Here is a 23,650-nt window from a genome sequence, read left to right on the forward strand (position 1 = left end):
GATGTGTTCCGGAGGATCAGACTTTTTGCATGACCAACACTGTTTCCACGGGCAAGGCCAAGGGAGTGGCTACCCTCATGGCCAGTGCCCTCTCCAATCAGCTCGGGGCGGCCACCGGCTCATTGGCGTTTCCGGTACTGGGCCCGGTGGGCGTGGTTGCTGTGCGGCAGTTGGTGGCAGCTGCTGTCCTGCTGCCCATTGTCCGGCCCAGGCTGCTCGAGCTCACGTGGCGCCAGTGGTGGCCGGTCCTCCTGTTGGCAGTATCTTTTGGAACCATGAACCTGGGCCTCTATGCCTCAATCCAGAGGATAGGCCTCGGCTTGGCGGTGACGCTGGAGTTCCTGGGTCCGTTGGCTTTGGCCATCATCAGCACGCGGCGGATCGGCAGCATGGTGTGTGCCCTGGCGGCGGCCGCGGGAGTAGTTGCCATAACCCAGCCAAAAGCTTCCATGGACTGGGTGGGCATTGCCCTGGGCTTGCTGGCTGCATGCAGTTGGGCCGCTTACATCCTCCTCAACCGGACGGTGGGGCGTCGAATCCACGGCATCCAAGGGACGGCCGCAGCCACGGGGGTTTCGGCAGTGCTGTTCCTCCCGGTGGCCGTGGTGGTCTTTATCAGCCAGCCGGTGGATGTGGTGTCCGTGCTGTGTGCAGTGGGCGCGGGAGTTCTGGCATCCGTCCTGCCCTACGTGGCAGATCTTGTGGCGTTGAGGCGTGTGCCGGCCAACCTGTTCGGAGTGCTGATGAGCATCAACCCGGTGTTTGCCGCAATCATAGGGGCTGTGCTCCTCCGGCAGGAATTGGCAGCAGTGCAGTGGGTGGGGATCGGGTTGATTGTTGTTTCCAATGCCGCCGTGTTGCTGCTGGGCCGTCCGGGCCAGCGGGCACTCCGTCCGGGTCAGCGGGCACTCCGTCCGGGTCAGCGGGCACAACGCCGCTAGGACGTGGCCGGGGCGTGGTCCGTGGATCCCCGGACCTGGAGTTGGCTGGGGACCTGGTGCAGGCGGGCAGGAAGGTCAGGGGTGCTGAGCCGCTCCAGGATGAACTTGCCCGCCTCCACCCCCACGGCGAGGTTGCCGTTGTCCACCGAGGTCAGGGACAGATGGCGGATCTTGGCAAGGTACGTGTTGTCGTAGCCCACCAGTGAAAGGTCCTTGGGAACGGAGAGGCCAAGGTCATCAGCGGCGGACAGGGCGCCGATGCACGCAATGTCGTTGTAGGCGAAGATTGCGGTGGGCCTGGTGGGAGCGGCCAGCAGGCGGCTCGCAGCACTGTAAGCGCTCTCTTCGCTGACCCCTCCGGCTACCGTGGTTGGTTCACAACCGGCCTGCCTCATGGTCCGTTCGAAGGACAGCCGCCGGAGCCTGCCCACCTCGCCCGGCCCCTGAAGGTGGGCCACGCGACGGTGACCCAGGGACAACAGGAGTTCAGTTGCCTGCCGCGCCCCGGCGTCGTCGTCATTGACCACAATGTCGACGCCGGGCAGCAGCGGTTCGCGCGTTCCGGCAAGGACCACGGGAATACTGCGGGCAGCGTTTTCGATCGCGGCGGACTCGTTGGTGGTCCCCACCACCACCAAGCCGTCAATGCGCTGTTCCAGCAGGGTCTCCACGGAACTGCGTCCCACGCGCTGGTCCGTGTAGGAGTCGGCGAGCACAGGCGAAACCCCCGCCGCATGAAGGGAGGCCGTCAGTCCTTCCAGCAGCTCAACAAACCACGGGTTGCGGATGTCGTTAAGGACAACTCCAATGGTTCCTGTCCGTGTGCCGGAAAGCCGCTGTGCCAGCCTGTTGGGGCGGTAGCCCAGCTGTTCCATGGCGTCCAGGACGGCGCGCCGCCGGCTCTCGCTGACGTTCGCGGAACCCTGCAGGACCAAGGAAACCAGGGACTTGGACACGCCGGCGGCGGCTGCGACGTCGCGGATGGTGGGCTTGGCGGCAATTTTTTCCACAGCGTTCCCTTCCCACGTGTCCCTCGGCTTCATCCAAGCCTAAGGGGTTGACGCGCCCTTGCTCATCCAGCCATTATGGACCGGTCCAAGTAAATTCCAAAGAGTCAATGAGGATCCTTCATGAGTGCACCCAACAGCCGCCAGCTGACTGCCGGCATGGTAGGAGGCGGGGCGGGCGCAGATATCGGCAAAACGCACCGTTACGCGATGCGCCTGGACGGCCACTACCAACTCCAGGCCGGCATCTTCGGCAGGGAGGAGGGCAGTTCCCGTGCCATCGCCGCGGAACTGGGCGTACCTGCGGACCGCACCTACGCCGACTACCGCCAGATGGCACAGGCCGAGGCCGCCCGTGAGGACGGGGTGGACGTGGTGGTGGTAGCCACGCCAAACGACAGCCATTTCGGGATCGCGCGCGCTTTCCTGGAATCCGGCATTTCGGTGGTTTGCGAGAAGCCCCTCACCAGGGACTCCCAAACAGCGGCGGAGCTGGTCCGGGTGGCTGCCGCGAATGACGCCGTGCTGGCTGTCCCGCATTGCTACTCCGCGTACGCCATGGTGCGCCAAGCAGCCCGGATGGTCCGGGAAGGTCAGCTGGGAGCCATCCGGTTTGTCGACGTCGAGCATGCCTCCGGCTGGGCTGCCACCCCCTTGGAAAAGTCAGGCCACAAGCAGGCGAAATGGCGCACGGATCCGGACATCTCAGGGTTCCCCAGTGTTGTGGGGGACCTGGGAACCCACGCCTTCCACCTGCTTCGCTACATCACCGGGCTGGAGGCCCAGCGGGTATCCGGGCGGCTTCAAACCCTGGTCCCCGGACGCAGGGTGTTTGACCATGCCACTGTTGACGTGGAACTCGCCGGGTCCGTTCCTGCGCGGGTTTGGGCCAGCATGGCCGCGACCGGTCACAACCATGGGCTGCGGATCCGGGTCTTCGGGGAGAAAGGCAGCCTGGAGTGGCAGCACGAGGATCCGCACCATCTCACTGTCCAGGACCTTGATGGCGCCACCACCACCCTGACGCATGGCCTCAGCACGCTTCACCCCGATGCTTCACGGCTCACCAGGGTTGGTCTGGGCCACCCCGAAGGATTCCTGGAGGCCTTCGCCAACTTCTATTCAGATCTTGCCGAGGTTCTCCGTGCGCGTCGTGACGGTACTCCGCTTCCGCAACGCGACCTGTCCTTCCCTACGGGAATTGATGGCCTGATCGGCGTGCAGTTCGTCGAATCCGTCGCGGCCTCCCATCACGACGACTCCGCCTGGAAAATCCCGGCCTTCGCCGCCACGCCGGCTGTAAACCTCGAGAAAGCAGCAGTCTGATTATGCCCCGTTTTGCACTCATTGGCGCCGGATTCATCGGCTCTGTCCATGCCGTCAACCTGGCCGCGCACCCCGGCGTTGACTTCACACTTGTCTACGACGTGGACCAGCAACGCGCACAAGCATTGGCCGACGCCCACGGCGCGTCCGTTGCGTCCAGCCTGGAGGAGGTCTTCGAGCCGTCCTCGATCGACGCCGTCTTCATTGCCTCCTCCACCGACACGCACGCCGGGCACCTCCGCCGGGCTGCCGCCGTCGGGATTGCCGTCCTGTGCGAGAAGCCCATTGACCTGGACCTGGACAGGGCGCGGGACGTCGCCACGTTTGCGCAGGACAGCGGCGTTCCCGTGATGGTGGACTTCAACCGCCGTTTTGACCGCGACTGCGCGGAGCTCAAGCGCGTGGTGGACTCGGGCGAAATCGGGAAAGTGGAGCTCATCCAGCTCACCTCGCGGGGACCATCCATGCCCCCTTTGTCCTACGTGGCCGTTTCCGGCGGGCAAATGCGTGATCAGACCGTGCACTTCTTTGACCTGGCACGCTGGCTGTCCGGCCTTGACCCCGTGGAAGTTTTCGCCACCGGTTCGGCGTTGGCCGAGCCGGGCATCACAGCGTACGACGACGTTGACACCTCCGCGGTAACTTTGCGGCTGCCGGGAGGTGCTTTGGTACAGATCGATTCCGTTCGCCGCACCGGATACGGGTACGACGAACGGATCGAAATCATGGGGTCCGAAGGAATGGTGGAGGCCCGGCGGCACCGGAATGGAGCTGTTTCCCGGTATCGCGGCGGATCCGTGGTGGACGATGGCCTGCACCCGGGCTGGTTTGAACGGGTCCAACCGACATATGCCGCCGCACTTGCCGCCTTTGTGTCGGCCCTGGATGGCGGAGTGGCTCCGGCCCCCTCCTTGGAGGACGGGTTGAAGGCGCAGGCGATTGCCGAGGCTGCCGTGCTGTCCCTGAGCTCGGGCCGGATGGAACCGATCAAGTACTAGTTGGGAGAGAACGCCGCCCGGAAGGCCGCCAACGCTGCATCCCCGGCCTGGACTGACTGTCCGCCAGAGGCATTGGCTTCCAAGCCGATCACGCCCGTGTAGCCGGCATCCCGAAGGGCCTTGGCGATCACCGGGTAATTGATCTCGCCGGTGCCGGGCTCGAACCGGCCGGGCACGTCGGCCACCTGGATTTCCCCGGTGTGCGGTTGGGCTGCCCGCACCAGCTCCATCAGGTTCCCTTCGCCGATTTGGGCGTGATAGAGGTCCAGCATCATTTTGACGTTGGGGTGATCAGCTGCCTTGACCAAGGCCATGGTGTCCTTGGCGCGGGCCAGCGGGATGCCGGGGTGGTCCAGGATGGTGTTCAGGTTTTCCAGGGCAAAGACGATCCCGTGCTCCTGGCCCAACCGGCCCAGTTGTTCCAGGGTGCGGAGTCCGGTCAACCACATCTCTCCCGTGGAGCGATGCGTGGGCCGAACGGCACGGCCACCCTCTCCCAGCTCCGCAGGATGAACCACCATGCGTTCAATGCCCAGTTCCAGGGCTGTGGGAATCAGCTTCTCGGCAGAGGAAAGAACCTCATGGGCCGTGGAAGCATCGGTCAGGCTCCCGCCAAAGTAGCCGCTCATGGAGGAGAAGCTGGCCCCCGTCGCAGCAAGCGCCTTGATGTCGCGGCCGCGGGTATCCCAGAGCTCCACCCCAAAGCCTTGTTCGTGGATACGGCGGACTCGGTCCAGGAGCGGGAGGTCGCCGTAAACCATCTCTGCGCAGACTGCGAGCCGGAAGCTCATGCTCGGGCTCCCTGAACTGCGGGTTCGGCCGGCGTGAGCTCTGCAAACTCGCTCACATCTACCGGGAGTTCCCTTTGCGCGGAGGCAAAGGCGGCCAGTGCCACGGCCAGCGCATTGCGTGCATCGGATCCACCTGGTGCTGCGACGGCGTAAGCCGCAGGTGCCGCCGTCGAACCTTCACCGGCCAACCCCCGGCGAATGGCGACGTCGTGGGCGAAGTGGGCGAGTTCGTCCGTGTAGGCATCGTGGAAGAGATCGATATTCAGCCGGGTGGTGTCCGATCCGATGCCTGCCGCAGTGAAGCTGGTGGCGTTGGTTGCCTGGGGCGTGCCTGCGGTGACCATGCCTGCGGAGCCGAAGACCTCGCCCCGGACGTCGTAGCCGTAGAGGGCGTTGAAGTTGGCCTCTGCCACGGCGATGGCCCCGTTGCTGTAGGTCACTGTCACCACTGCGGTGTCCAGCAGGCCGCCTTCCTTGGCATCGGGAGCCACCAGGGCGTCGGCCACGGCATGGACTTTCACCGGGACGGCGCCGGGGTTGAGCCAGTTGAGGGTGTCAAAGTCGTGAATCAGGGTTTCCAGGAAAATCGTGCCCGGAGCCACGCGCCCGGGGTTTGGAATGCCTGCCTCGGTTCCGGGATCGCGCGTCAGGGAGCGAAGGAGTTGAGGGGTGCCCACAACGCCTGAGTCGATCAGCTTCCGCGCCGCAGCAAAGTCGGCAGAGTAGCGCCGATTGAATCCGAAACGCAGGACGACGCCGGCGCTTTCCGCTGCGTCGATTGCAGCGTCGATCTCCGCAATGGTCCGTCCACCGGGCTTCTCGCAGAAGACATCCTTGCCTGCCTTGGCCGCTGCCGTGATCAAGTCGGCATGAAACCGCAAGGGGGTGGCAATCAGGACAGCATCGACGTCCGGGTCCGCCAGGACGTCAGCCACCTCGGTGCTGATTTTGCTGACGCCCAAGCGGCTGGCCAGGGATTCGAGTGCCGGAAGCACAGGATCTGCCAAAGCTTCCAGCCGTGCGTGGGGGAGGCGGCGTGCAATTGATTCAGCGTGGAATGCGCCGATCCACCCGGCCCCGATCACGGCGATGCGGACGGGCCGGTCTTCGGTGACCGGATGCTGAAGGTACGTCATTGTGGCTCCTCGAGTCAGTCTTCTAGATCGTTCTAGTTAACCCATGGTCCCATGCCGGCTTATCCTCGTCTAGATCGTTCTAGTAGATTTTCCTTCCATGGGTGTTGGAAGCCGGAACGCGTGACCCGGCGTCTTCGGTCCCCCGAGTGCTGGGTGCGCCGAAACCCCTGGTGGCGCGGGTGTGGTCCAAGGCCAACTTCGCCAGCGGCGTGATCAGCAGGAGAATGACGAAGGTCCCGGTGCCGGCGAGCCCTGCCAGGAGGACCAGCCCCGCCATGAGGAGCAGGTGAATGCCAGGCTCGGTGACCAGGCTGAGGTCTGTTGGCACGGTCATCCCATGGTGTGGTGTCACGTCATGCTCCCGGTGGTGGCTTGTTAGAAATCCCTGATACCTAGTGGTGGCTGGTGCTGCCTGAAAGTGATGCGTTTCGGGGAGGTTTGCTTCCGATTGCCCCTGTTGGCGCGGAGTGTTGGGTGGGACAAAGTGAGCGTTGGGAATCTTTACAGGCTTGGCGCGTCACGTTCCGGCAGGTCACGGCACATAAACAGTGCCCATGCCGTTGGAACGTGTTCAGCGCCGTTGCCCTTTTCGGCTGCGTCGCGGTCCATCGGCGGAGTTGCAGCGATGGGTGTGGCGGGTTCTGGGGCCCGCCCGGGGCGCCATCGCTGCGTTAACCGGGCTAGTGCGGTCGGTCGTCTGAGTCGCGACCGGCCGCACGATCGGTCTTCCCGGGCCCGTGAGTCCCACGCATGGCAGCCCCGCCGCCAAGCATGGCCAGCTCTGTCATTACTGCCCGTGCCACCCTAAACTGGCGGCATGATGACGCCGAGTCGGATGCGCAGGGCCAGGATCACCTCCCTTGCACTGTTCTTCGGGGTCGCCCTCACAGGGTGCGCAGGCAGTGGCGGCAGCCCCTTTGTTGGGGTCTGGGGTGAACCCGGCAACCTCCAGAAACCTTCTTTGGATCTGCACACGGACGGTTCCATTTCGGGAACGGATGGCTGCAACAGGCTCATGGGCTCCTGGAAGGAAGAGGCCAAAACGGCCACCTTTGGCCTCGCTTCAACCCGGATGGCCTGCCCTGGAATTGACGCCTGGTTGTCCGGCGCGGCCACGGCCAGGATCCAGGAAGACGGCAAGCTGGCGGTGTTCGGCCAGGACGGTCAACAAATCGGCACCCTTGATGCCGGCAAATAACCCGGCGGGCACGCTTCTATAGACTGGCTCCGAGCAAAGGAGAGCCATGGCCGGGAAACGTCCCACCCTCATGGACGTGGCTGAAGCCGCGGGCGTATCGCGTGCCTTGGTATCCATCATCATGCGGGATGCCCCCGGGGCCTCCGAAGCCACCCGGCTGAAGGTCCAGCAAGCTGCAAAGGAACTGGGCTACCGCCCGGACAGCCGCGCCAGGCTCCTGCGGTCAACCCGAACACGGCTGCTGGGCGTCAGCTACACAACGTCCCAAGCCTTTCACGCGGAACTTGTGGATGCTGCCTATGCCGGGGCAACTGCCCGTGGCTACGACATCGCGCTCAGCGCGGTGGCAAACGGCCGCCCCGAGACAGCCGCCGTGGAGTCCCTGCTGGACCTGGGCTGCGAGGCGCTGATCATGGTGTCGCCACACCTCAGCCCGGAAGAGCTGGCCGGCTACGCCCTGCGGATGCCAGTTGTGAGTCTCCTCCGTGACGACGTTGGGCCTGCTGTGGATTCGGTGAGCAGCGACGACCACGCAGGGATAGCCCTGGCCGTGGAACACCTGTTTTCACTGGGACACCGGCGGATTGCGCACGTTGACGGTGGTAACGCAGTGTCCGGGCCACAAAGAAGAGCCGCGTTCACGCAGGAGATGAAGGTCCGTGGCCTTGATCCCCACATCGTCACAGGCGGACCCACCGAGGAAGACGGGCTGCGCGCCGGCCGTAGCCTGCAAGCAAACCTGCCCACCGCCGTCGTGGCTTTCAACGATCGCTGTGCGCTGGGAGTGTGGGAGAGTCTCCGGGCTGCCGGGCTGCGCGTATCAGAGGACGTCTCCATCATGGGCTACGACGACAGCCAATTCGCGCGGCTCGGTTACGTTCAGCTGTCCTCCATCAGCCAGGATGCGCCGTTGCTTGCCCGTGCCGCAGTGGACCGGGCGGTGGACCGGCTGGAGGGAACGACGTCGGCCGGCCACCTGGTGCGGACACCGCACCTGGTGGTCCGCCGCACCACCGGCCCCGCGCCCGGGTAGCTATCCTTCGCTGACGATCGCTTTCATGGTGTTGTTCCGCTTCTCATGGGTCAGCTCGGCCAGCCCCAGGGCCTCAAGCAGTGGCGGCATGTACATTCCGAACCGTCCCCGGTAACCCTTGCGAAGGCCGTACCAACCGCCCACGGGGTTGTGCTCGCTGCGGCCCCATGCTTCAACGGTTCCGGGCACAGCTTCCTTGCCCTCGTCCGCGGCACCCAGGGGCACCCAACCGCCCTGCTCCACCAACCAGGCGTGGAGGTCCTCGATGGCACGGAGCTGGTAGAGCAGTTTGGTGGAGCCCACCTGGCAAACAATCACGGGCGGATCCGCGGTCTCATCCTTGTGCATGGTGTAGGTAGATGACCCGGGTGGAGTGGTGAGTTGCCACGGATCGTCGGCTGTTCCAGCTGCCATGACCTGTCCTTTCTTGACGGTGTGGTCAGGCTATATGGCGCCCGGCCGGGTGTCAGCAGTTTCTGGTTCCAATGGTTCAGAGGACAGCGGGTTCTGGATCTCGTCAGTGGTCATGCGGGCGGCAAAAAGTGCCACGAAAGCCATGATGGGGCACACCAGTCCGGCGATGAAGAAGATCAGCCAGATGGGAACCACCTCCGCGACGGGGCCCGCCAGGGCCATGGATACCGGCATGAGCGCCAAGGAAACGAAGAAATCCAGGCTGGAGATCCGGCCCAGCAAATGCCGGGGAACCCGGCGTTGAAGGAGCGTTCCCCAAATCACCATGCCGACACCCTCCGTGGCGCCGAACACCACCATGGCTGCCCCGAGCATCCAAAACTCGGTCATGAAGCCAATGGCAACCACCGGCAGGCTTCCCAAACCCCACGTCACCACCATCACCGTGAGGTACCGGCGTGGAAGCCGGAGCGTCGCCGTCACCAGGGCAGCCGAGGCACTGCCCACGCCCATGATTGCCAGCAGGAAACCGAACATCCGCGAATCGCCGCCCAGCTGGTCCCGGACCACGAAGGGGAGGAGGACCTCGATGGGGCCAATAAGGAACAGCACCGACGAGCACGCCCAGATCAGGGTCCAGAGCAGCCACGGTGTGCGCAGCGTATACGTGAAACCTTCCTTGAGATCCCGGAAGAACGATGATTTCCCCTCCGCTCCGGATCCGCCGGCGGCTGCATCAGGCGCTTCCGCGAGGCGTGACTGCCGGCTCAGAAAGTTGAGGATCGCAAAAGCCAGGAAGTGGCAGATGGCAACCCCGGCAATAGCGTGCGCCGGCGTCAACGACGCCACCAGGATGCCGGCCAACGCAGGCCCGGCCGCCTGTTGGAGGACGGGCCGGACCGTGCCCTCCATGCCGTTGGCTGCCAGGAGGTCCTCGGCCGGGAGAATGCGGGGAAGCATCGCCGAATAGGCCGGGAAAAAGAAGGCCTGGCCCATGCCCAGCACAAAGGCGCCCATGGCCAGATGCCACAGTTGGAGCACGTTCAGCATGGCCAACAGGGCAACGGCGGCAATGACCGCCAGGTTGGCGCCTTCCACGGCGATGATCAGCAGGCGCTGTGGGAACCGGTCCGCCGCGATCCCTCCGGCCAACACGAACGCCACCAGGCCAACGCTCGCCGCGGTGGCAACCAAGGACAGTTCCAGCGGACCGCCACCCAGGTGGATGACCTCGTACACCATGGCCACGGCCCACATGCCGGAGCCAAAGATTGAAATGGACAGCGCGGAAATCAGCACCCGGAATTCCCGGTGTGCAAAGGGTCGCAGCGCTCTCAACGCAGCCATCCCACCAGCCTAGACCCGGCTGATGGAGCTGCGGAAGGTCTTGCTTGGAGGTCGCTCAGGCCCCTGTAGATTCGCCCTGCGCGGAAATTGTCCACATAGCGCGGAAAGGGTCGAAGGGGATGCAGGGGCGTGACATAGTCTGAACCCAGCAGTTCCCCAGAAGGATCACAGACTGCCAAGGAGAAGTGAAGATGCCCAAGCGCCCCAACCCGGCGGTGAAGATCGCCCAGGAAACAGCCCACAACGCAGTGTTTGACGCCCAAGGCAACGCCAAGCCCGGAGTGCACAATGTGCTGCTCAAAGCGGTTGAAGTACAGCGCCCGCTGGTTTTGGCCAACCTGCGCAGGCTGCAACGCAGGTACCCCAATGACTCCCCGACGCAACTCGCCGCGAAACTTGAGCGCCACTACCTGTTTGCCATCTCCGGAGGCGGTGCCGCAGTAGGCGCCACCGCCGTCGTTCCCGGAATCGGCACCGCAGCATCGCTGGGACTCTCAGCGTTGGCCACGGTGGGGTTCCTGGAGACCACTGCGCTCTACGCGTCCTCCTTGGCCGAGCTTCACGGCATCCGGCTCACCGATCCGGAACGGTCCCGGACCATGGTCATGGCCATCATGTTGGGCGAGGAAGGTACGTCGCTGCTGGGCGCCCTCAGCGGACAATCGCTGGGGCGCAGCAAAGGTGTCACCAACGCCTGGGGCAAGACGCTCACGCGGAAGATCCCGGGGAGCGGATTCGGCGTGGTCCGCGATGCCATCCAGAAGGCCTTCCTGAAGAATCTGCTCAAGAAGCAAGGCGGTGCTTTCCTGGGCCGCGCACTCCCGTTCGGTGTAGGAGCGGTGGTGGGCGGTGCAGGCAACCTCATGATGGGTCGCGCCGTGGTGGCCAATGCCAAAGAAGCCTTCGGCACGCTCCCGGACACTGTTCCCGGGGAGTTGCTGCCCAATGCTTCCAAGGGCGCCATCCAGCCCGCTCCGGACGCCCAGGAAATCCCGGGCGAACTCCCTGTTGTGGAAGGTGGTTCCCATGGATCTGAACGCTGATCTGGGCGAGTCCTTCGGCTCGTGGACCATGGGCGATGACGCCTCGATGTTCACTATTGTCAGCAGCGCCAACGTTGCGTGTGGTTTCCATGCCGGGGATCCCCTCACCATGCTGGACAGCTGCCGCGCGGCCTTTGACCTGGACGTCAGGGTTGGTGCCCACGTGGGCTACCGGGACCTGGCCGGGTTCGGCCGGCGCTCGCTGGACATGAGCTTTGACGAGTTGTTCGGGGACGTGCTGTACCAACTGGGTGCCTTGGACGGCATGGCCCACGCGGTGGGAGCGTCAGTGGATTACGTGAAGCCCCATGGCGCGCTCTACAACAGGATTGTTCAGGACGCCGAGCAGGCCGAAGCCGTGGTGGCAGCTGTCCATGCCTATGACCCCGGCCTTCCTGTTCTGGGACTGCCTGGCTCTGCGTGGTTGAAACTGGCTGAGGACGCCGGGCACCCGGTGTTCCACGAGGCCTTTGTGGACCGGGCATACCTGCCGGACGGGACGTTGGTTCCGCGCAGCCAGGAGGGTGCAGTCCTGCACGATCCCGCCGCAGTGGCAGCCCAGGCAGTTCGCCTGGCTACCCGCAAGGAAGTGGTGGCGGTGGACGGATCGGTGGTCCAGGTGCAGGCAGACTCCTTGTGCATTCACGGAGATACTCCAGGGGCGGTGGCCATGGCCACCGCCGTGCGGCAAGCTCTGGAACAAGCAGGCGTGGAGATCGAGGCGTTCGCCTAGCCGAACAACAGGTGCGCAACCGTGAAGATGGCCAGCCCGGCAAGGGCACCCACCACGGTCCCGTTGATGCGGATGTACTGGAGGTCCTTGCCCACCTGCAGCTCGATCTTCTGGGACGTTTCCTCGGCGTCCCACCGTGCCACGGTGTCGGAGATGACCCCTGCGATATCGGACCTGTACGTGTCCACCAAGTAGCCTGCAGCATCGCCGATCCAGGCGTTGACCTTGCCCGCCAGTTCGTCGTCGTTGACCAAACGTCCACCGAAATCGCGGACGGCACCCTTGAAGCGCTGGCTCAGCTCGCTGTCAGGATCATCAACGGCACTGAGCAGCGCGGTCTTGACCGTTCCCCAGGTTCGGGAAGCGAGCTCACGGACCTCCGGGTCACCCAGGATTTGTGCCTTGATGGCTTCTGCCCGCTCAATCATGGCGGGATCGTGCTGCAGGTCCTGGGCGAGGTCGGTCAAGTAAGCATCGATTGACTGCCGGACCTGGTGGTCCTGATCCGATTGCACTGCCCTGATGAACTTGGCGAGCTCCACATAAACGCGGTCACCCACCAGCCCGTCCACAAAGTTGGGAACCCAGAGCGGTGAACGGTCGGAGACCAAGCGGTTCACAGTGTCATGGTTGGCATCCACCCAGTCGGCAGCGCGATCTACCAGCAGGTCAACAAGTTTGTGGTGGTGGCCGTCGGCGAACACCCTTTCAGCAAGCTTGCCCACGGGCGGTCCCCACGGCGGCGTCAGCAGATGCTTCCGGACCATGCCTTCGATCACGGCCTGTACGTCGTCGTCGTTCAACACTGTGAACGCGCCGCGGATCACCGCGCCGCCTTCCTTGGCAACGCGGTCTGCGCCGCCCGGCGAGGAGAGCCAGGTGCCGGCTTTCCGGGCAATGTCGATGCTGGCCAGCTTCTCCTGAACAACTTCCTGGGAAAGGAAGTTGCTCTCCACGAAGTCGCTCAGCGATTCACCGATCTGGTCCTTGCGCCGCGGAATGATCGCGGTGTGCGGGATCTTCAATCCCATGGGGTATTTGAAGAGCGCGGTCACGGCAAACCAGTCGGCCAGGGCACCCACCATGCCACCTTCGGCTGCAGCCCGGACGTACTCGAGCCAGGGGTACTGCTTCTGGAACGCGAAGGCCAGCGTAAAGATCACTGCCATGCCGATCAGCAGGCCAAGGGCCAGCCGCTTCATGCGCCGCAGGGCCACGGCCTTCTCCTGGTCGCTGGCGGAAAGCTCGACGGCGGTGTTGTGGGGTGTGGGGGCGGTACCTGCCTCCGGGGTTCCCTTGAGGGGGTGGGTGGTGAGGTCTTCGGCTGGGATTCGTTCAGAGTTCACCTGCATTAGCCCAGCGTAGCCCCCGCCAGTACCCCCGGGTGGGTTACCGTGTCTGCATGACGAGCGACCACTTCGCCCTGGACCGGCCAAAGGTTTACGCCCACCGGGGGGCCAGCGCAGCTTTTGCCGAACACACCCGTGCGGCCTACCTGAAGGCCCTGGAGGACGGTGCCGATGGCGTTGAATGCGATGTCCACCTGACCCGCGATCAACACGTGGTGTTGATCCATGATGCAGACCTGGACCGCACCTCCACCGGTACGGGCCCTGTTTCCGAGCGGACGCTGGAAGAACTCCGCGGGTTGGATTTCTCCTCGTGGAAGGGCGCGCGCATCCCTGAGGCCTACGGTGGTGTCGCAGACCAGATCCTGACGTTGCCGGAGCTTTTGGACATTCTGCGCAGTGCTGGACGGGATGTTGGATTGGCGATTGAACTCAAACATCCCAGCCCCTATGGCTTGAAGCTGGAGGAACGGGTGCTGGAACTCCTGGCCGAGGAGGGCTGGACGCCGGAAGAATCCCGTCTGGAGAATATTCAGGTTTCCTTCATGAGCTTCGATTCCGACTCCATCCAGCGGCTCCTGGAGTCTGTGCCTGCTGCACACATTTGCCAGTTGGTGGACGACTACACAATGAAGGAAATCCGCGAGGAACTTGGCTTGGGCTTCCTTACCGGCGGGGCAGTAGCCAACGTCATGAAGGCCATGCAGGAGGACGCCGAGCAGATCCTGGACCAGGGCACGGTGGGAATCGCCGGCCCCGGGATTGATTATGTCCGCGAGCATGCACGCAATGTGCAGCGCTGGATGGACGATGGACGGGTCTTCAGGGTGTGGACGGTGGATTCGGAGAAGGACGTGGCGCTCTGCCACGGCCTGGGTATCCACGAGATCACTACCAACAAACCCGGGCAGGTCCTTGCCCAGCTCATGGTCTCCAGCTGACTTTGGGTGGCCCGCGCCGTGTGATTGAGTTATCCCATGTCACTTCGCTGGTCAGCCCAAGCAACCCGGACCGTCTCCGCAGCAGCACTCAGCGCCCTGCTGATGGCCAGCGCCATGAAGCACTTCCGTACGCCCCGCTTTTATTACCCGGTGGTCCCGGACTATCTGTGCCGCGCTGATGGGCCCGGTTCCGGTTCCAACGGGCCTCTGGCCTTGATGTCCCGCGATGAATGGATAGCATCGTCCGGACTGATCGAGGGCGTTGCGGCCGTCGGGCTGTTGATACCGGCTACCCGGAAGGTTGCCGCCGACGCCACCACGGCCATGTTCACCGCATTCCTTGCCGGGCATATAGACGCCCTCAGGCGGGCCTACGGACCCACTGGCACCAAGGCTGAGCGCAAGATCCACACCGGGCGCCTTCCCCTCCAGATTCCGCTGATCCTGTGGTCCTGGAGCCTCAGGAAATGACCGGGGGAGCCGTTCCCCTGCGGCTCAAGGATTCGCCGGCCTTCAAGGTAGCCCTGTCCTTGAGCATCGCCACCGGCCTGTATGGGGTGTCTTTTGGCGCACTGTCTGTTGCGTCCGGTTTCGATTTCTGGCAGACCATGGTGCTGAGCCTTCTCCTGTTCAGCGGTGGCTCCCAATTCGCTTTCATCGGCGTAGTGGCAGGTGGCGGTTCCGGTGTGGCCGCCATGACTGCCAGCGCACTGCTGGGTTTGCGGAACGGTATTTACGGCATGCAGATCAACGCCATGCTGCGTCCCGGGGGTTGGAAGCGCTACCTCTCTGCGCACGTCACCATTGACGAATCGACGGCGACGGCGTCCGGGCAGTCAGACGTGGACGAACAGCGGCGGGGTTTCTGGACCGCGGGCATTGGCATATTCATCCTGTGGAATATTTTCACGGCGATCGGGGCGCTGGCCGGTGATGCCATGGGCGATCCCAAACAGTGGGGGCTGGATGGGGCCGCTGTCGCGGCGTTCCTGGCGTTGCTGTGGCCACGGCTTAAGGGCCGGGAACCGTGGGCCATCGCCGCTGCCTGCGCTTTGGCCACCGTCCTTGCCGTGCCGTTTGTGCCGTCCGGTGTGCCGATCCTGGTGGCAGCCGTTGTGGCCGGCGCCATCGGCTGGTTCAGCCATGCGCGTTTGGATGAGGGCCTTGAACCGGACGTGGATCCCTACCCGGACAAGCAACCGGACAAGCACCCGCGCGAGCACGGAGGTGCGCAATGAACCTGTGGCTGTGGATCCTGATTGCCTGCGCTCTGGCATATGTCACCAAGTTGGTGGGCTACTTTGTTCCGGCCAGGTTGCTGGAGAACCCGCGGATCATGCACGTCGCCGGGACCATGACCATCGGGTTGTTGGCATCGTTGACGGTGGTGAATGCGGTGGCTTCCGGCCAGGGGCTGGTGCTGGACGCACGCATGGGCGCTTTGGTGGCGGCCGCTGTCGCGCTGTGGCTCCGGGCGCCCTTCCTTGTGGTGGTGATATCAGGAGCTGCCGCAGCTGCAATCCTGCGCCTGCTCGGCTGGGGCTAGCTGCCGGGCTGCGGAAACGCCGCGGAAACCGGTCAGCGGCTAAGCGCTACTCAGCCGCTGTCAGCGTGACGCCGGGGATGTCCGACTGCTCGGGGAGTGGGCGTGACGGCCGTTCGGTACGGATGGCATCTTCTACCAATGCCACCGGCCGTTTCCACGCCTCGGAGCCCGGTTCCATGGTGTCCACAGCGCCGATCAGCATGGCGATCAGCCGGACCATGTCCTCGATGGTGATGTCGCGCCGCAGGGAACCCTGTCCTTGGCCACGCTGCAGCAAGGTGTCGATGGAGCCAATGATGCCGCGGGTGATCCCGATCAGGAGCCCGCGGCGGCCTGCGACGGCGTCCAGGAGGTTGGCGTCCTCGCTGGCTACCTGCATCACGGCGTCAATGACGTTGATGAGTCCTTCCGCGGCGTCCATTCCGTCCAGGGCTGCTTCCGCCACCGGATCCACATTCTGGCGCAGCTGCCGCGACAATGCGGCCAGCACCAGTTGCTCCTTGTCCGAGAAGTTGCGGAACAGCGTTGCGGGTCCCACCCCGGCGGTGGCGGCGATGGTCTGCAGGGGTACTTCGGGACCGTGCTCGCGGAAGCATTGCCGGGCGGCGGTGATGATTTTGTCCACGTTCCGTGCGGCGTCTGCCCTGAGGGGCTTGCGTTCAGAGGGCTGTTCCATGTTTGTCAGGGTAGCAACGCGGGGGCCCCGCCCTGTTGTTACGCGGGAGTACGTTCTTATATGACAAATCGGTACGTGAAACACTGGATTTATGTTGCTTGCATTTTCAGTTGCCCCCTCCGGCCAGCCCGCGTCCTCCCATGACGGCGCAACCAACCCCGAGGCCTCGGTGCATGACGCCGTGGCAGCGGCCGTAAAGATCGTCCGGGAGTCCGGACTGCCCAACCACACCGACTCCATGTTCACCACCATTGAGGGTGAGTGGGATGAGGTCTTTGACGTCGTCAAGCGCGCCACCGAGGCCGTTGGCAGGTTTGGCAGCCGCGTCTCCCTGGTGATCAAGGCGGATATCCGTCCCGGTTACAGCGGCGAGCTGACCGGCAAAGTTGAGCGTTTGGAAGACGCCATTTCCGCCTCGGAATAGTCCTTTCCTGTCTCCGGCGTGAGTGCAACACTGGGCTCATGATCGAACACGTGACCCAGCCCGGGTGGGGCGACGTGGAGCAGTACCTGACTGACGTCGTCGTGCATCCCGATGCCTCCCACCGGCGTGCGGTGAGCTCCGCCATGGAGGCGGGTATGCCGCCTATTGAGGTTGCCCCCAACGCGGGCAAGCTGCTGCGGATGCTGGTGGAAATCTCCGGCGCCCGGCGGGTTCTGGAGATCGGCACGCTGGCCGGGTTCAGCAGTCTGTGGATGGCCCAGGGACTGCCCGACGACGGCCGGATAGTCACGTGCGAATACCTCCGGAAGCACGCCGATGTTGCCAGGGCAAACCTGGATGCCGCCGGGGTGGGTTACAAGGTGGACATCCGTGTGGGAGCGGCCCTGGACACGTTGCCGGCGTTGGCCGGGGAGGAGCCGTTCGACTTCGTATTCATTGACGCGGACAAGGAAAACAACGCCAACTACGTGGACTGGGCCATCCGTCTTGGACGCCCGGGAACGGTCATTGTGGTGGACAACGTCATTTGGGACGGCGCCATCCTGGATCCGGCCCGGGACCAGGTCAATGCCCCGGGAATTGTCCGGATGCTGGAGATGCTGGGCCGGGATCCCCGCCTGGACGCTACCGCCATCCAGACGGTGGGGAGCAAAGGCTGGGATGGTTTCGCCGTGGCAAAGGTACTGTGAAGTATGGATTTCACGTTCCGCCCGGCGACTGTTGAGGACGCCGAGGCCATGGCCCTGATGCACGTTCAATCATGGCGCGAGAGCTACGGCCACTTGCTGCCTGCAGAGTTCTTTGCCAAGCAGGAAGCGGGTTTGCCGGAACGCATTGCACGCTACCGCAAGTTCATCGCTGCCGGCCACACCCGCGTACTGGCCCATGATCCCGAGGGCGAATTGGTGGGGTTGGGGGCAGCAGGTCCGGGCACGGATGACGACAGCCCCTGCGCTACGGAACTTTTCATGCTCTACACGCTGGAGCGGGTCCATGGCCGTGGAGTGGGCCAGGGCCTGGTGGATGCGCTCATTGGCGATGGGCCGGCATACCTCTGGGTGCTGGATGACAATCCTCGCGCGGAGGCTTTCTATCGCCGCAACGGCTTCGTACCGGACGGCAAGCGCCAACTCTGCGATCCATCGTGGCACTCACTGCCCGAACACAGGATGGTGCGTTCCGGCGTCGTGCCTCTGCGGTAGAAGGTTTTACTCGCCCTGCCGCGGCGGGGGCGCGTGCTCTTCGGCGTCCTGGTCCTCCGGCAGGGGATCCAGGAGGCCGGGCAGTTTGGGCACGCGTGCCACCAGGAGGCAAACCACGGTGAGCCATGCCACCAGCACGGTCAGCACCTCAGCCCACAGTGTTGCTCCAAGATCCATGAACCGATCTTAGGTCTCACGCGGCCGTATCTGTAAGTAGCCTTACTAAATGTGTTGTCGGACACTCCCGCATGACTGCTCCACTAGGCTGGGAGCATGACGTGGGCAGGACGGAAATAGTGGCAAAACGCGGTAAGAGGCCGACGACGGGTGTAGTCGAGGTGCCTTCCGGCACCCGCCCCAGCGGTCCGGTGGCAGGGGTCTACTACATCGATACCGGCGACTGCGAGTTGCTGCAGGACCAGGACAACTCCAACGGCTGGCTGCTGAAGATCAACGGCGTGATGAGCTCGCACATAGACCTGGCTGATCCGCTGTTCCTGGACTTTGAATACATGCGCTGGATCGCGGCATTGGTTGAATCCCGGTGGCCGCGGGAGCAGAAGCCCAAGCTCCGCGCACTGCACCTGGGCGGGGGAGCATGCTCCATGGCGCGGTACTTCCATGCCGCTTACCCTGACGCACGGCAGGTGGTGGTGGAGTTGGACGGAAAGCTGGCCGATTACGTGCGCGGCTGGTTCGACCTCCCCAAAGCACCCCTACTGCGGATCCGGGTGGGTGAGGCCCGGCAAGTGACCGAATCGCTCACTCCGGACACCCGTGACCTGATCATCCGCGATGTCTTCGCCGGCGCCTTCACGCCCCGCGCGCTGACCACCCGCGAATTCACGGCACACGCGGACTCAGTGCTGGCCCCGGATGGACTGTACGTGGTGAACTCCGGGGACGCTCCGGACCTCAAGAACGCCAGGGCCGACGCCGCCACCATCGCCGATACCTTTGAACACACCATGATCATCGCGGACCCGGCCATGCTCAAAGGACGCCGCTACGGCAACATGATCATGGCCGGAAGCCACACTCCCTTCGGGGACGATCCCACCCTTGCCCGCAGGCTCCTGGGCGGTGGCGTACCGGCGCATATATGGAATGACGCCAAGGTGCGCGCCTTCGCGGCGGGCACGCCCGAGCGTCATGACCCGGAACCCACCTCAACTCCGGCTGAATGAGCTGTTCCACGCCTCCCACAAGGTGGCGTAGCGTCCGCCTGCAGCCAGCAGATCGGCATGCGATCCTGACTCCATGATCCGGCCGTGTTCCATCACCACCACGGTGTCCGCGGAAGCGGCCTGGGACAAGCGGTGTGCGATCACCACGGATGTCCTGCCGGCCAAGGCAGCCTCAGCGGCGTGGTCCAGCATGGTTGCGGAGCCCGTGCCGGCTTCCGCGGTGGCCTCATCCAGGACCGCAATGGGCGGGTCCTTGAGCATCAACCGGGCAAGGGCCAGCTGTTGAGCTTGCTCCGGTGTGAGCCCGTGGCCACCAGCACCCACATGGGTCTCCAATCCGTCGTCGAGCGTCTCCACCCAGGAGGCTCCCACGTCCTGAAGAATCAGCTGGAGGTCCGCCACGGAAGCTCCGGGCCTGGCCAGCCGGAGGTCCTCGGCGAGAGTGCCGGAGAAAACGTGCACCTCCTGGCTGACCATCGCAATCCGCTGGTGCAGGTCCGCTGGAGCCGCGGCGGTTGAATCCAGCCCGCCCACCCAGGCAGTTCCGCTGTCCGGATGTTCCAGGCCCATGATCACCTTGGCGAGGGTGGTTTTGCCGGCACCCGACGTTCCCACAATCGCCACCCGCTCACCGGGCTTCACTGTGAGCGAGACGCCTTCCAGCGCGGGGCGCTGCCCGGGATAGGAGAAGGTGACGCCGTCCAGGATGATGCCTGAATCAGCAGCCTTGGCTGGGCTGGGGGTGGCCTCCGGCGCAGCGGACATGGTCAGCCCGAACATCCGGCCAAGCCCGGCTGCAGCCTTCTGGAGTTCGTCGAACTGTCCCAGGACCAAGCCGATCGGATCGAAAAGCCGGTAGAAGTACAGTGCGGCGGCAGTGGCAGCGCCGATTGTCACAGCGCCCTCGGCATGAAGCCAGAACCCCACCACCAGCACCGCGGAGAGGCCGATCAGCTCGGCCATGTTGAGGCGGTTGTAGAAGCGCGTCAGGTAGTTGACGCCCTTGAGCGCGTGCCCGATGTTCTCGCGGGAGGCTGCCGCAACAAGGTCTGCGTGGCGCGATCCGAGACCCAGGGCCAGGACGGACGGTGAGCCGTGGACCGTCTCGATGATCTGCTCGGTCCTGGCTGCCTCGGTGATCCGGACGGTCCTGTAGATGGGCTCGGTCCGCTTGAGGAACCAGCGGAGGGTGAACACCTGCAACGGCGCGGCAATCAGCACGGCCGCGGCAAATCGCCAGTCGATCACACTGAGGCCCAGCAGCGTGACGGCAATGGTGAAGGCAGCGCTGGTGAACGCCGGGAGGACGCCGGAAATGGCGTCGCTGACTGCCTCAACGTCGCCGGATACGCGGGCCACGACGTCGCCGATGCCTGCCTTTTCGAGCTGCCCCAGCGGTTTGCGGACAGCGGCGGCGAACACTTCCTCGCGCAGGCTTGCCAGCGCCTCTTCGCAGATCCTGGCCAGCATGTTTTGGCCCAAAATACCCAGCAAGGCACCCAGGCCGCCAGCCACCAACAGTCCTGCGGCCAGCAACAGGAGGGACAGGACGTCTCCTCCGCCCGCCGCAATGTTGACCATGACGCCCAGGATGGCCGGCGCTGCCAGCCCGCAGCAGGACGCCGCCAAGAGCACCCCAATGGTCAGGGTGAGCCTCCCGGGTCGTTGCGCCAGCAGGCGCCACATGGCCTTCCGGGTCTGGCGTGGCGTGGCAATGGGAAGGATTCCGGTGCTCACGCGCCCACCACCTGGCGGTAGTCTGCGGACGTGGCCAGGAGTTCGCGATGGGTGCCGCTTTGCGCCTCAGCGCTGCCCCCGCCCATCACCACCCGGTGGCAGGCGGCCAGCAGTGTGGGGCTGGTGGTCACCAGCACCAAGGCCTTGTCCGGGAAGTTCCGCAAACCATGGGCGATCACGGCTTCGGTTGCGGTGTCGACGGCGGTGGTGGGGTCGTGCAGGACCAGCACGGGTTGCTGTCGGTGCAGTGCACGGCCCAGGACCAGGCGCTGCCGCTGGCCGCCGGACAGGCTCTGGCCGTGGCCGGACAGTACCGTTTCCGTGCCTTCGGGCAGCTGGGTTACAAAGTCGTCGACGGCGGCAGCGGCCATGGCGCGCTCCTCCAGTGCGTCGTTTCCTGCTGCGACGTTCTCCCGGACACTGCCGCGGAACAGCACGCCGTCATGGCTGTCTGCGAACACTGCGGAGCGGGCGTGAACGGGATCCAGGCCTGCTGCGTCCCGGCCGTCGATGGCCACCAAGCCACGGGGAGCGGGGGAGCGGAATCCCAGGATGTCCACCAGCCGGCGGGCTTGGGTCCCGTCCGGGAGCACAATGCCCACGATTTCCCCCGGCGACGCCGTGAAGGGCGGGAAAGCGCCCGCCGCTGGGTGGTCCAGGAGTTCGAGCAACGGAGCTTCCTGCCGAACCAAGGCGGGCTTTGCGCCTGGGCCGGGTGTCGCCGTCGTGTGTTCTGCCCGTTCAGGTGCCGGAACTGCGTCCGGTTCGGCGAGCAGCACGGCGATGCGCGCCGCCGAGGCGCGTTTGCGCGCGAGTTCCACGCTGAGGAAGCCAAGTGAGGCCATGGGTCCTTGGACGAACTGGGCCACCCCGACAACAGCCACCAACTGCCCCACGGTGATGCTTCCTTGCACGGCAAACCATGCGGCGTAGAAGGCGATGCCGGCCAGGAAGGCGGCTGAGAGAGCGGTGCTGGCGCCGTTGTAGGCGGAACGGGAACGGACGGCCCGCAAGCCTGCCTGCAATGATGTCCGGCTGGCAGCACGGTAGCGGGAAACCGCTGCCTCTTCGGCTCCGAGGCCTTTGAGGGGCCGCGATCCCGTGATGAAGTCGGTCGCCAAAGCACCGGCCCGGGCAGCGGAGGACTGTTCGACGTCGCTCCGGTCTTCGAGGGGTTTGGTCAGGCGGTGCATCACCACCAGCACGATGGGAGTCGCCGCCAGGACGGCGATGCCCAGCGGCACTGAAATCATCAGCAGGGACGCTGCCGCCGTCACGACGCCCGCAGCAGCCGCGAGCCCGCCGGCGATCAGCCAGGACAAGCCGGCAACCCTGTCCGCGTCGGAAGATGCGATTGCCACTACCTCGCCGGGTGCGCGTCGGCTGGCCATGCCGCGGGGGTGCAGGATCCGCTCCACTGCCAACTGCCGGAGGTCGTGGGAGCCGTCCAGGAAGGAACGCTCGGTGGCCAGGGTGCCAAGCCGCCATGAAAGGGCCAGCACCACGAACACCACCGCCAGGGCGCCGATCCACCACAGAAGGGCTGCGGCATTGTTCGGTTGGATGGCATTGTCCACCGCAGCGCCGATGGTCACGGGAACCAACGCTTCGCTGACTTGGTGGAGGCCCAGCCCGGCGCAGCCCATCAGGAACAGCTTCCACCGGCCGTTGGCGAACAGTGCGTAGTTGAACAGGCGGGAGGCCTTCCAAGGGGGCGTTGGTTTGTTACGCCCGGGCGGGCAGGACTGAATGGCGGAACTGGAAGGCATGCTTACCATGGTAAGGCTCACCTAACTTCAAGAAGGCCACATGACCAGCCAGCCCATATCGCAATCCGGACAGGTCTCCACGGGATACTTCGAATGCGCCACCCCTGCCACCTGGACGGAGCACGTCCACCAGACCCACGAATTGCTGTGGGGTGCCCGTGGAGTGCTGACCGTGGAAGCTGATGGCGGCTTTTTTGCTGTCCCGGCCACCCTGGGGCTGTGGATTCCGGCGGGCGTGGTTCATGCGGTGAAATCCACCCAGGGAACGGGCTTCTACTGCTCGCACTTCAGTGCCCGGGTTGCGCCGGAGCTGGAAAGCCGAACCACGGCAGTCACCGTTCCTGCAGCAGCACAGGAGTTGCTGCGCCACATGAGCATGTTCGACATGGATGACTCCATCAGGGAAAGCTCCGGTCAGGTGGTGGTGGGGTTGCTGGATGTGGTGGATGCCCGGCCCATGCTGTTGCCCATGCCCCAGGATCCGCGGCTGGAGCTTATTGCCCGCGCACTCCTGGATGATCCCGCCTTGGACCGCTCGCTGGAGGAGTGGGGCGCGGAGGTTGCCATCAGCGTCCGCAACCTGTCCCGCCTGTTCCACAAGGAGACGGGGATGACGTTTGCCCAGTGGCGCATACACGCGCGGGTGCGTGTTGCCTTGGGGTTGCTGGCGGCCGGGTACCCGGTTTCTTCCGTCAGCCGGCGTGTGGGCTACAACAATCCCAGCGCCTTCGTGCAGGTGTTCAGGAAGGTGATGGGGCACACTCCCGGTTGGTACGTGTCCTCGCTTAAGGCCGGAAACCACCACTCTTTGGCCGGTTCCGAATAGAATCC

The 23,650-nt window shown here is 64.6% G+C and carries 27 protein-coding genes; 16 read left to right on the plus strand and 11 right to left on the minus strand.

Annotated elements, in window-relative coordinates; translation table 11 throughout:
• The first annotated feature begins 29 nt into the window (after positions 1–29).
• The gene (locus JOE60_RS01650; RefSeq protein ID WP_167265533.1) at positions 30–941 is read left to right on the plus strand and encodes an EamA family transporter; all 912 of its coding nucleotides are present in this window, start codon (positions 30–32) and stop codon (positions 939–941) included.
• On the opposite strand, the gene JOE60_RS01655 is transcribed toward JOE60_RS01650, so the two are convergent.
• Entirely contained in the window at positions 938–1,951 is a 1,014-nt protein-coding gene (locus JOE60_RS01655; RefSeq protein WP_314324074.1) for a LacI family DNA-binding transcriptional regulator, read from the minus strand. The two genes, JOE60_RS01650 and JOE60_RS01655, sit on opposite strands and share 4 nt — an antisense overlap.
• Positions 1,952–2,071: 120 nt before the next feature.
• Between JOE60_RS01655 and JOE60_RS01660 the strand changes: the two genes are divergently transcribed.
• Together JOE60_RS01660 and JOE60_RS01665 are read left to right on the plus strand one after the other, a co-directional pair.
• The gene (locus JOE60_RS01660) at positions 2,072–3,274 is read left to right on the plus strand and encodes a Gfo/Idh/MocA family protein (protein WP_167265529.1); all 1,203 of its coding nucleotides are present in this window, start codon (positions 2,072–2,074) and stop codon (positions 3,272–3,274) included.
• Positions 3,275–3,276: 2 nt separating this feature from the next.
• Positions 3,277–4,272 (plus strand): Gfo/Idh/MocA family protein, encoded by a 996-nt coding sequence (locus JOE60_RS01665; RefSeq protein ID WP_167265527.1) that lies wholly within the window; start codon positions 3,277–3,279, stop codon positions 4,270–4,272.
• Here JOE60_RS01665 and JOE60_RS01670 read toward each other — a convergent pair.
• The 3 genes from JOE60_RS01670 to JOE60_RS01680 form a co-directional block, all read right to left on the minus strand.
• Complete coding sequence (locus JOE60_RS01670) at positions 4,269–5,063, minus strand: TIM barrel protein (protein ID WP_167265525.1); 795 nt, start codon at positions 5,061–5,063, stop codon at positions 4,269–4,271. The two genes, JOE60_RS01665 and JOE60_RS01670, sit on opposite strands and share 4 nt — an antisense overlap.
• Complete coding sequence (locus tag JOE60_RS01675; protein WP_167265523.1) at positions 5,060–6,199, minus strand: Gfo/Idh/MocA family oxidoreductase; 1,140 nt, start codon at positions 6,197–6,199, stop codon at positions 5,060–5,062. Before JOE60_RS01675 ends, JOE60_RS01670 begins: the two co-directional genes overlap by 4 nt.
• A 79-nt stretch (positions 6,200–6,278) precedes the next feature.
• On the minus strand, positions 6,279–6,551 hold the full coding sequence (locus JOE60_RS01680; protein WP_167265521.1) for a hypothetical protein: 273 nt from the start codon (positions 6,549–6,551) through the stop codon (positions 6,279–6,281).
• A gap of 465 nt (positions 6,552–7,016) precedes the next feature.
• On the opposite strand from JOE60_RS01680, the gene JOE60_RS01685 reads away from it, so the two are divergent.
• Both JOE60_RS01685 and JOE60_RS01690 read left to right on the plus strand, forming a co-directional pair.
• A complete protein-coding gene (locus JOE60_RS01685; RefSeq protein ID WP_239528787.1) occupies positions 7,017–7,397 on the plus strand; it encodes an META domain-containing protein in 381 nt (126 codons plus the stop codon).
• A 46-nt stretch (positions 7,398–7,443) separates the two neighbouring features.
• On the plus strand, positions 7,444–8,430 hold the full coding sequence (locus JOE60_RS01690) for a LacI family DNA-binding transcriptional regulator (protein WP_167265519.1): 987 nt from the start codon (positions 7,444–7,446) through the stop codon (positions 8,428–8,430).
• On the opposite strand, the gene JOE60_RS01695 is transcribed toward JOE60_RS01690, so the two are convergent.
• Together JOE60_RS01695 and JOE60_RS01700 are read right to left on the minus strand one after the other, a co-directional pair.
• Positions 8,431–8,844, minus strand: coding sequence for a DUF6855 family protein (locus JOE60_RS01695; RefSeq protein ID WP_167265517.1), 414 nt, complete (start codon positions 8,842–8,844; stop codon positions 8,431–8,433). It lies immediately after the preceding gene.
• 30 nt (positions 8,845–8,874) lie between these two features.
• Positions 8,875–10,191, minus strand: coding sequence for an MFS transporter (locus JOE60_RS01700; protein ID WP_167265515.1), 1,317 nt, complete (start codon positions 10,189–10,191; stop codon positions 8,875–8,877).
• 191 nt (positions 10,192–10,382) lie between these two features.
• Between JOE60_RS01700 and JOE60_RS01705 the strand changes: the two genes are divergently transcribed.
• Complete coding sequence (locus JOE60_RS01705) at positions 10,383–11,234, plus strand: hypothetical protein (protein ID WP_167265513.1); 852 nt, start codon at positions 10,383–10,385, stop codon at positions 11,232–11,234.
• Positions 11,218–11,967: a LamB/YcsF family protein gene (locus JOE60_RS01710; RefSeq protein ID WP_167265511.1), complete on the plus strand. Its 750-nt coding sequence runs from the start codon at positions 11,218–11,220 to the stop codon at positions 11,965–11,967. Before JOE60_RS01705 ends, JOE60_RS01710 begins: the two co-directional genes overlap by 17 nt.
• On the opposite strand, the gene JOE60_RS01715 is transcribed toward JOE60_RS01710, so the two are convergent.
• On the minus strand, positions 11,964–13,319 hold the full coding sequence (locus tag JOE60_RS01715; protein ID WP_167265509.1) for a DUF445 domain-containing protein: 1,356 nt from the start codon (positions 13,317–13,319) through the stop codon (positions 11,964–11,966). The genes JOE60_RS01710 and JOE60_RS01715 overlap by 4 nt on opposite strands.
• Positions 13,320–13,369: 50 nt before the next feature.
• On the opposite strand from JOE60_RS01715, the gene JOE60_RS01720 reads away from it, so the two are divergent.
• The 4 genes from JOE60_RS01720 to JOE60_RS01735 are packed head-to-tail and all read left to right on the plus strand — an operon-like array spanning position 13,370 to position 15,803.
• Positions 13,370–14,257, plus strand: a complete 888-nt coding sequence (locus JOE60_RS01720; RefSeq protein ID WP_167265507.1) for a glycerophosphodiester phosphodiesterase family protein — start codon at positions 13,370–13,372, stop codon at positions 14,255–14,257.
• Positions 14,258–14,293: 36 nt separating this feature from the next.
• Entirely contained in the window at positions 14,294–14,728 is a 435-nt protein-coding gene (locus JOE60_RS01725; RefSeq protein WP_167265505.1) for a DoxX family protein, read from the plus strand.
• Positions 14,725–15,495 (plus strand): AzlC family ABC transporter permease, encoded by a 771-nt coding sequence (locus tag JOE60_RS01730; protein WP_167265503.1) that lies wholly within the window; start codon positions 14,725–14,727, stop codon positions 15,493–15,495. The genes JOE60_RS01725 and JOE60_RS01730 overlap by 4 nt, the downstream gene beginning before the upstream one ends.
• Complete coding sequence (locus tag JOE60_RS01735; protein ID WP_167265501.1) at positions 15,492–15,803, plus strand: AzlD domain-containing protein; 312 nt, start codon at positions 15,492–15,494, stop codon at positions 15,801–15,803. Before JOE60_RS01730 ends, JOE60_RS01735 begins: the two co-directional genes overlap by 4 nt.
• Before the next feature lie 46 nt (positions 15,804–15,849).
• On the opposite strand, the gene JOE60_RS01740 is transcribed toward JOE60_RS01735, so the two are convergent.
• Entirely contained in the window at positions 15,850–16,479 is a 630-nt protein-coding gene (locus JOE60_RS01740) for a TetR/AcrR family transcriptional regulator (RefSeq protein WP_167265499.1), read from the minus strand.
• 91 nt (positions 16,480–16,570) lie between these two features.
• Between JOE60_RS01740 and JOE60_RS01745 the strand changes: the two genes are divergently transcribed.
• Genes JOE60_RS01745 through JOE60_RS01755 form a run of 3 tightly spaced genes read left to right on the plus strand, consistent with a single transcriptional unit; the run spans position 16,571 to position 18,126 of the window.
• Complete coding sequence (locus tag JOE60_RS01745) at positions 16,571–16,903, plus strand: thiamine-binding protein (RefSeq protein ID WP_167265497.1); 333 nt, start codon at positions 16,571–16,573, stop codon at positions 16,901–16,903.
• 38 nt (positions 16,904–16,941) lie between these two features.
• Positions 16,942–17,613: an O-methyltransferase gene (locus JOE60_RS01750; RefSeq protein ID WP_167265496.1), complete on the plus strand. Its 672-nt coding sequence runs from the start codon at positions 16,942–16,944 to the stop codon at positions 17,611–17,613.
• A 3-nt stretch (positions 17,614–17,616) separates the two neighbouring features.
• Positions 17,617–18,126, plus strand: a complete 510-nt coding sequence (locus JOE60_RS01755) for a GNAT family N-acetyltransferase (RefSeq protein ID WP_167265494.1) — start codon at positions 17,617–17,619, stop codon at positions 18,124–18,126.
• Between the two features lie 6 nt (positions 18,127–18,132).
• On the opposite strand, the gene JOE60_RS01760 is transcribed toward JOE60_RS01755, so the two are convergent.
• Positions 18,133–18,303, minus strand: a complete 171-nt coding sequence (locus JOE60_RS01760; RefSeq protein ID WP_167265491.1) for a hypothetical protein — start codon at positions 18,301–18,303, stop codon at positions 18,133–18,135.
• Positions 18,304–18,422: 119 nt separating this feature from the next.
• Here JOE60_RS01760 and JOE60_RS01765 point away from each other — a divergent pair, with 119 nt between their 5' ends.
• Positions 18,423–19,313, plus strand: coding sequence for a spermidine synthase (locus JOE60_RS01765; RefSeq protein WP_167265754.1), 891 nt, complete (start codon positions 18,423–18,425; stop codon positions 19,311–19,313).
• Here the strand turns inward: JOE60_RS01765 and JOE60_RS01770 are convergent.
• Entirely contained in the window at positions 19,296–21,050 is a 1,755-nt protein-coding gene (locus tag JOE60_RS01770) for an ABC transporter transmembrane domain-containing protein (RefSeq protein WP_167265489.1), read from the minus strand. The two genes, JOE60_RS01765 and JOE60_RS01770, sit on opposite strands and share 18 nt — an antisense overlap.
• Positions 21,047–22,819 carry an ABC transporter ATP-binding protein gene (locus JOE60_RS01775; RefSeq protein ID WP_239528788.1) on the minus strand — a complete coding sequence of 591 codons (1,773 nt, stop codon included), beginning with the start codon at positions 22,817–22,819 and terminating at the stop codon, positions 21,047–21,049. The genes JOE60_RS01770 and JOE60_RS01775 overlap by 4 nt, the downstream gene beginning before the upstream one ends.
• Before the next feature lie 40 nt (positions 22,820–22,859).
• On the opposite strand from JOE60_RS01775, the gene JOE60_RS01780 reads away from it, so the two are divergent.
• On the plus strand, positions 22,860–23,645 hold the full coding sequence (locus tag JOE60_RS01780; protein WP_167265484.1) for a helix-turn-helix domain-containing protein: 786 nt from the start codon (positions 22,860–22,862) through the stop codon (positions 23,643–23,645).
• The last annotated feature ends 5 nt before the right edge of the window (positions 23,646–23,650 follow it).

The organism is Paenarthrobacter ilicis, from assembly GCF_016907545.1.
GTDB classification, from domain to species: domain Bacteria; phylum Actinomycetota; class Actinomycetes; order Actinomycetales; family Micrococcaceae; genus Arthrobacter; species Arthrobacter ilicis.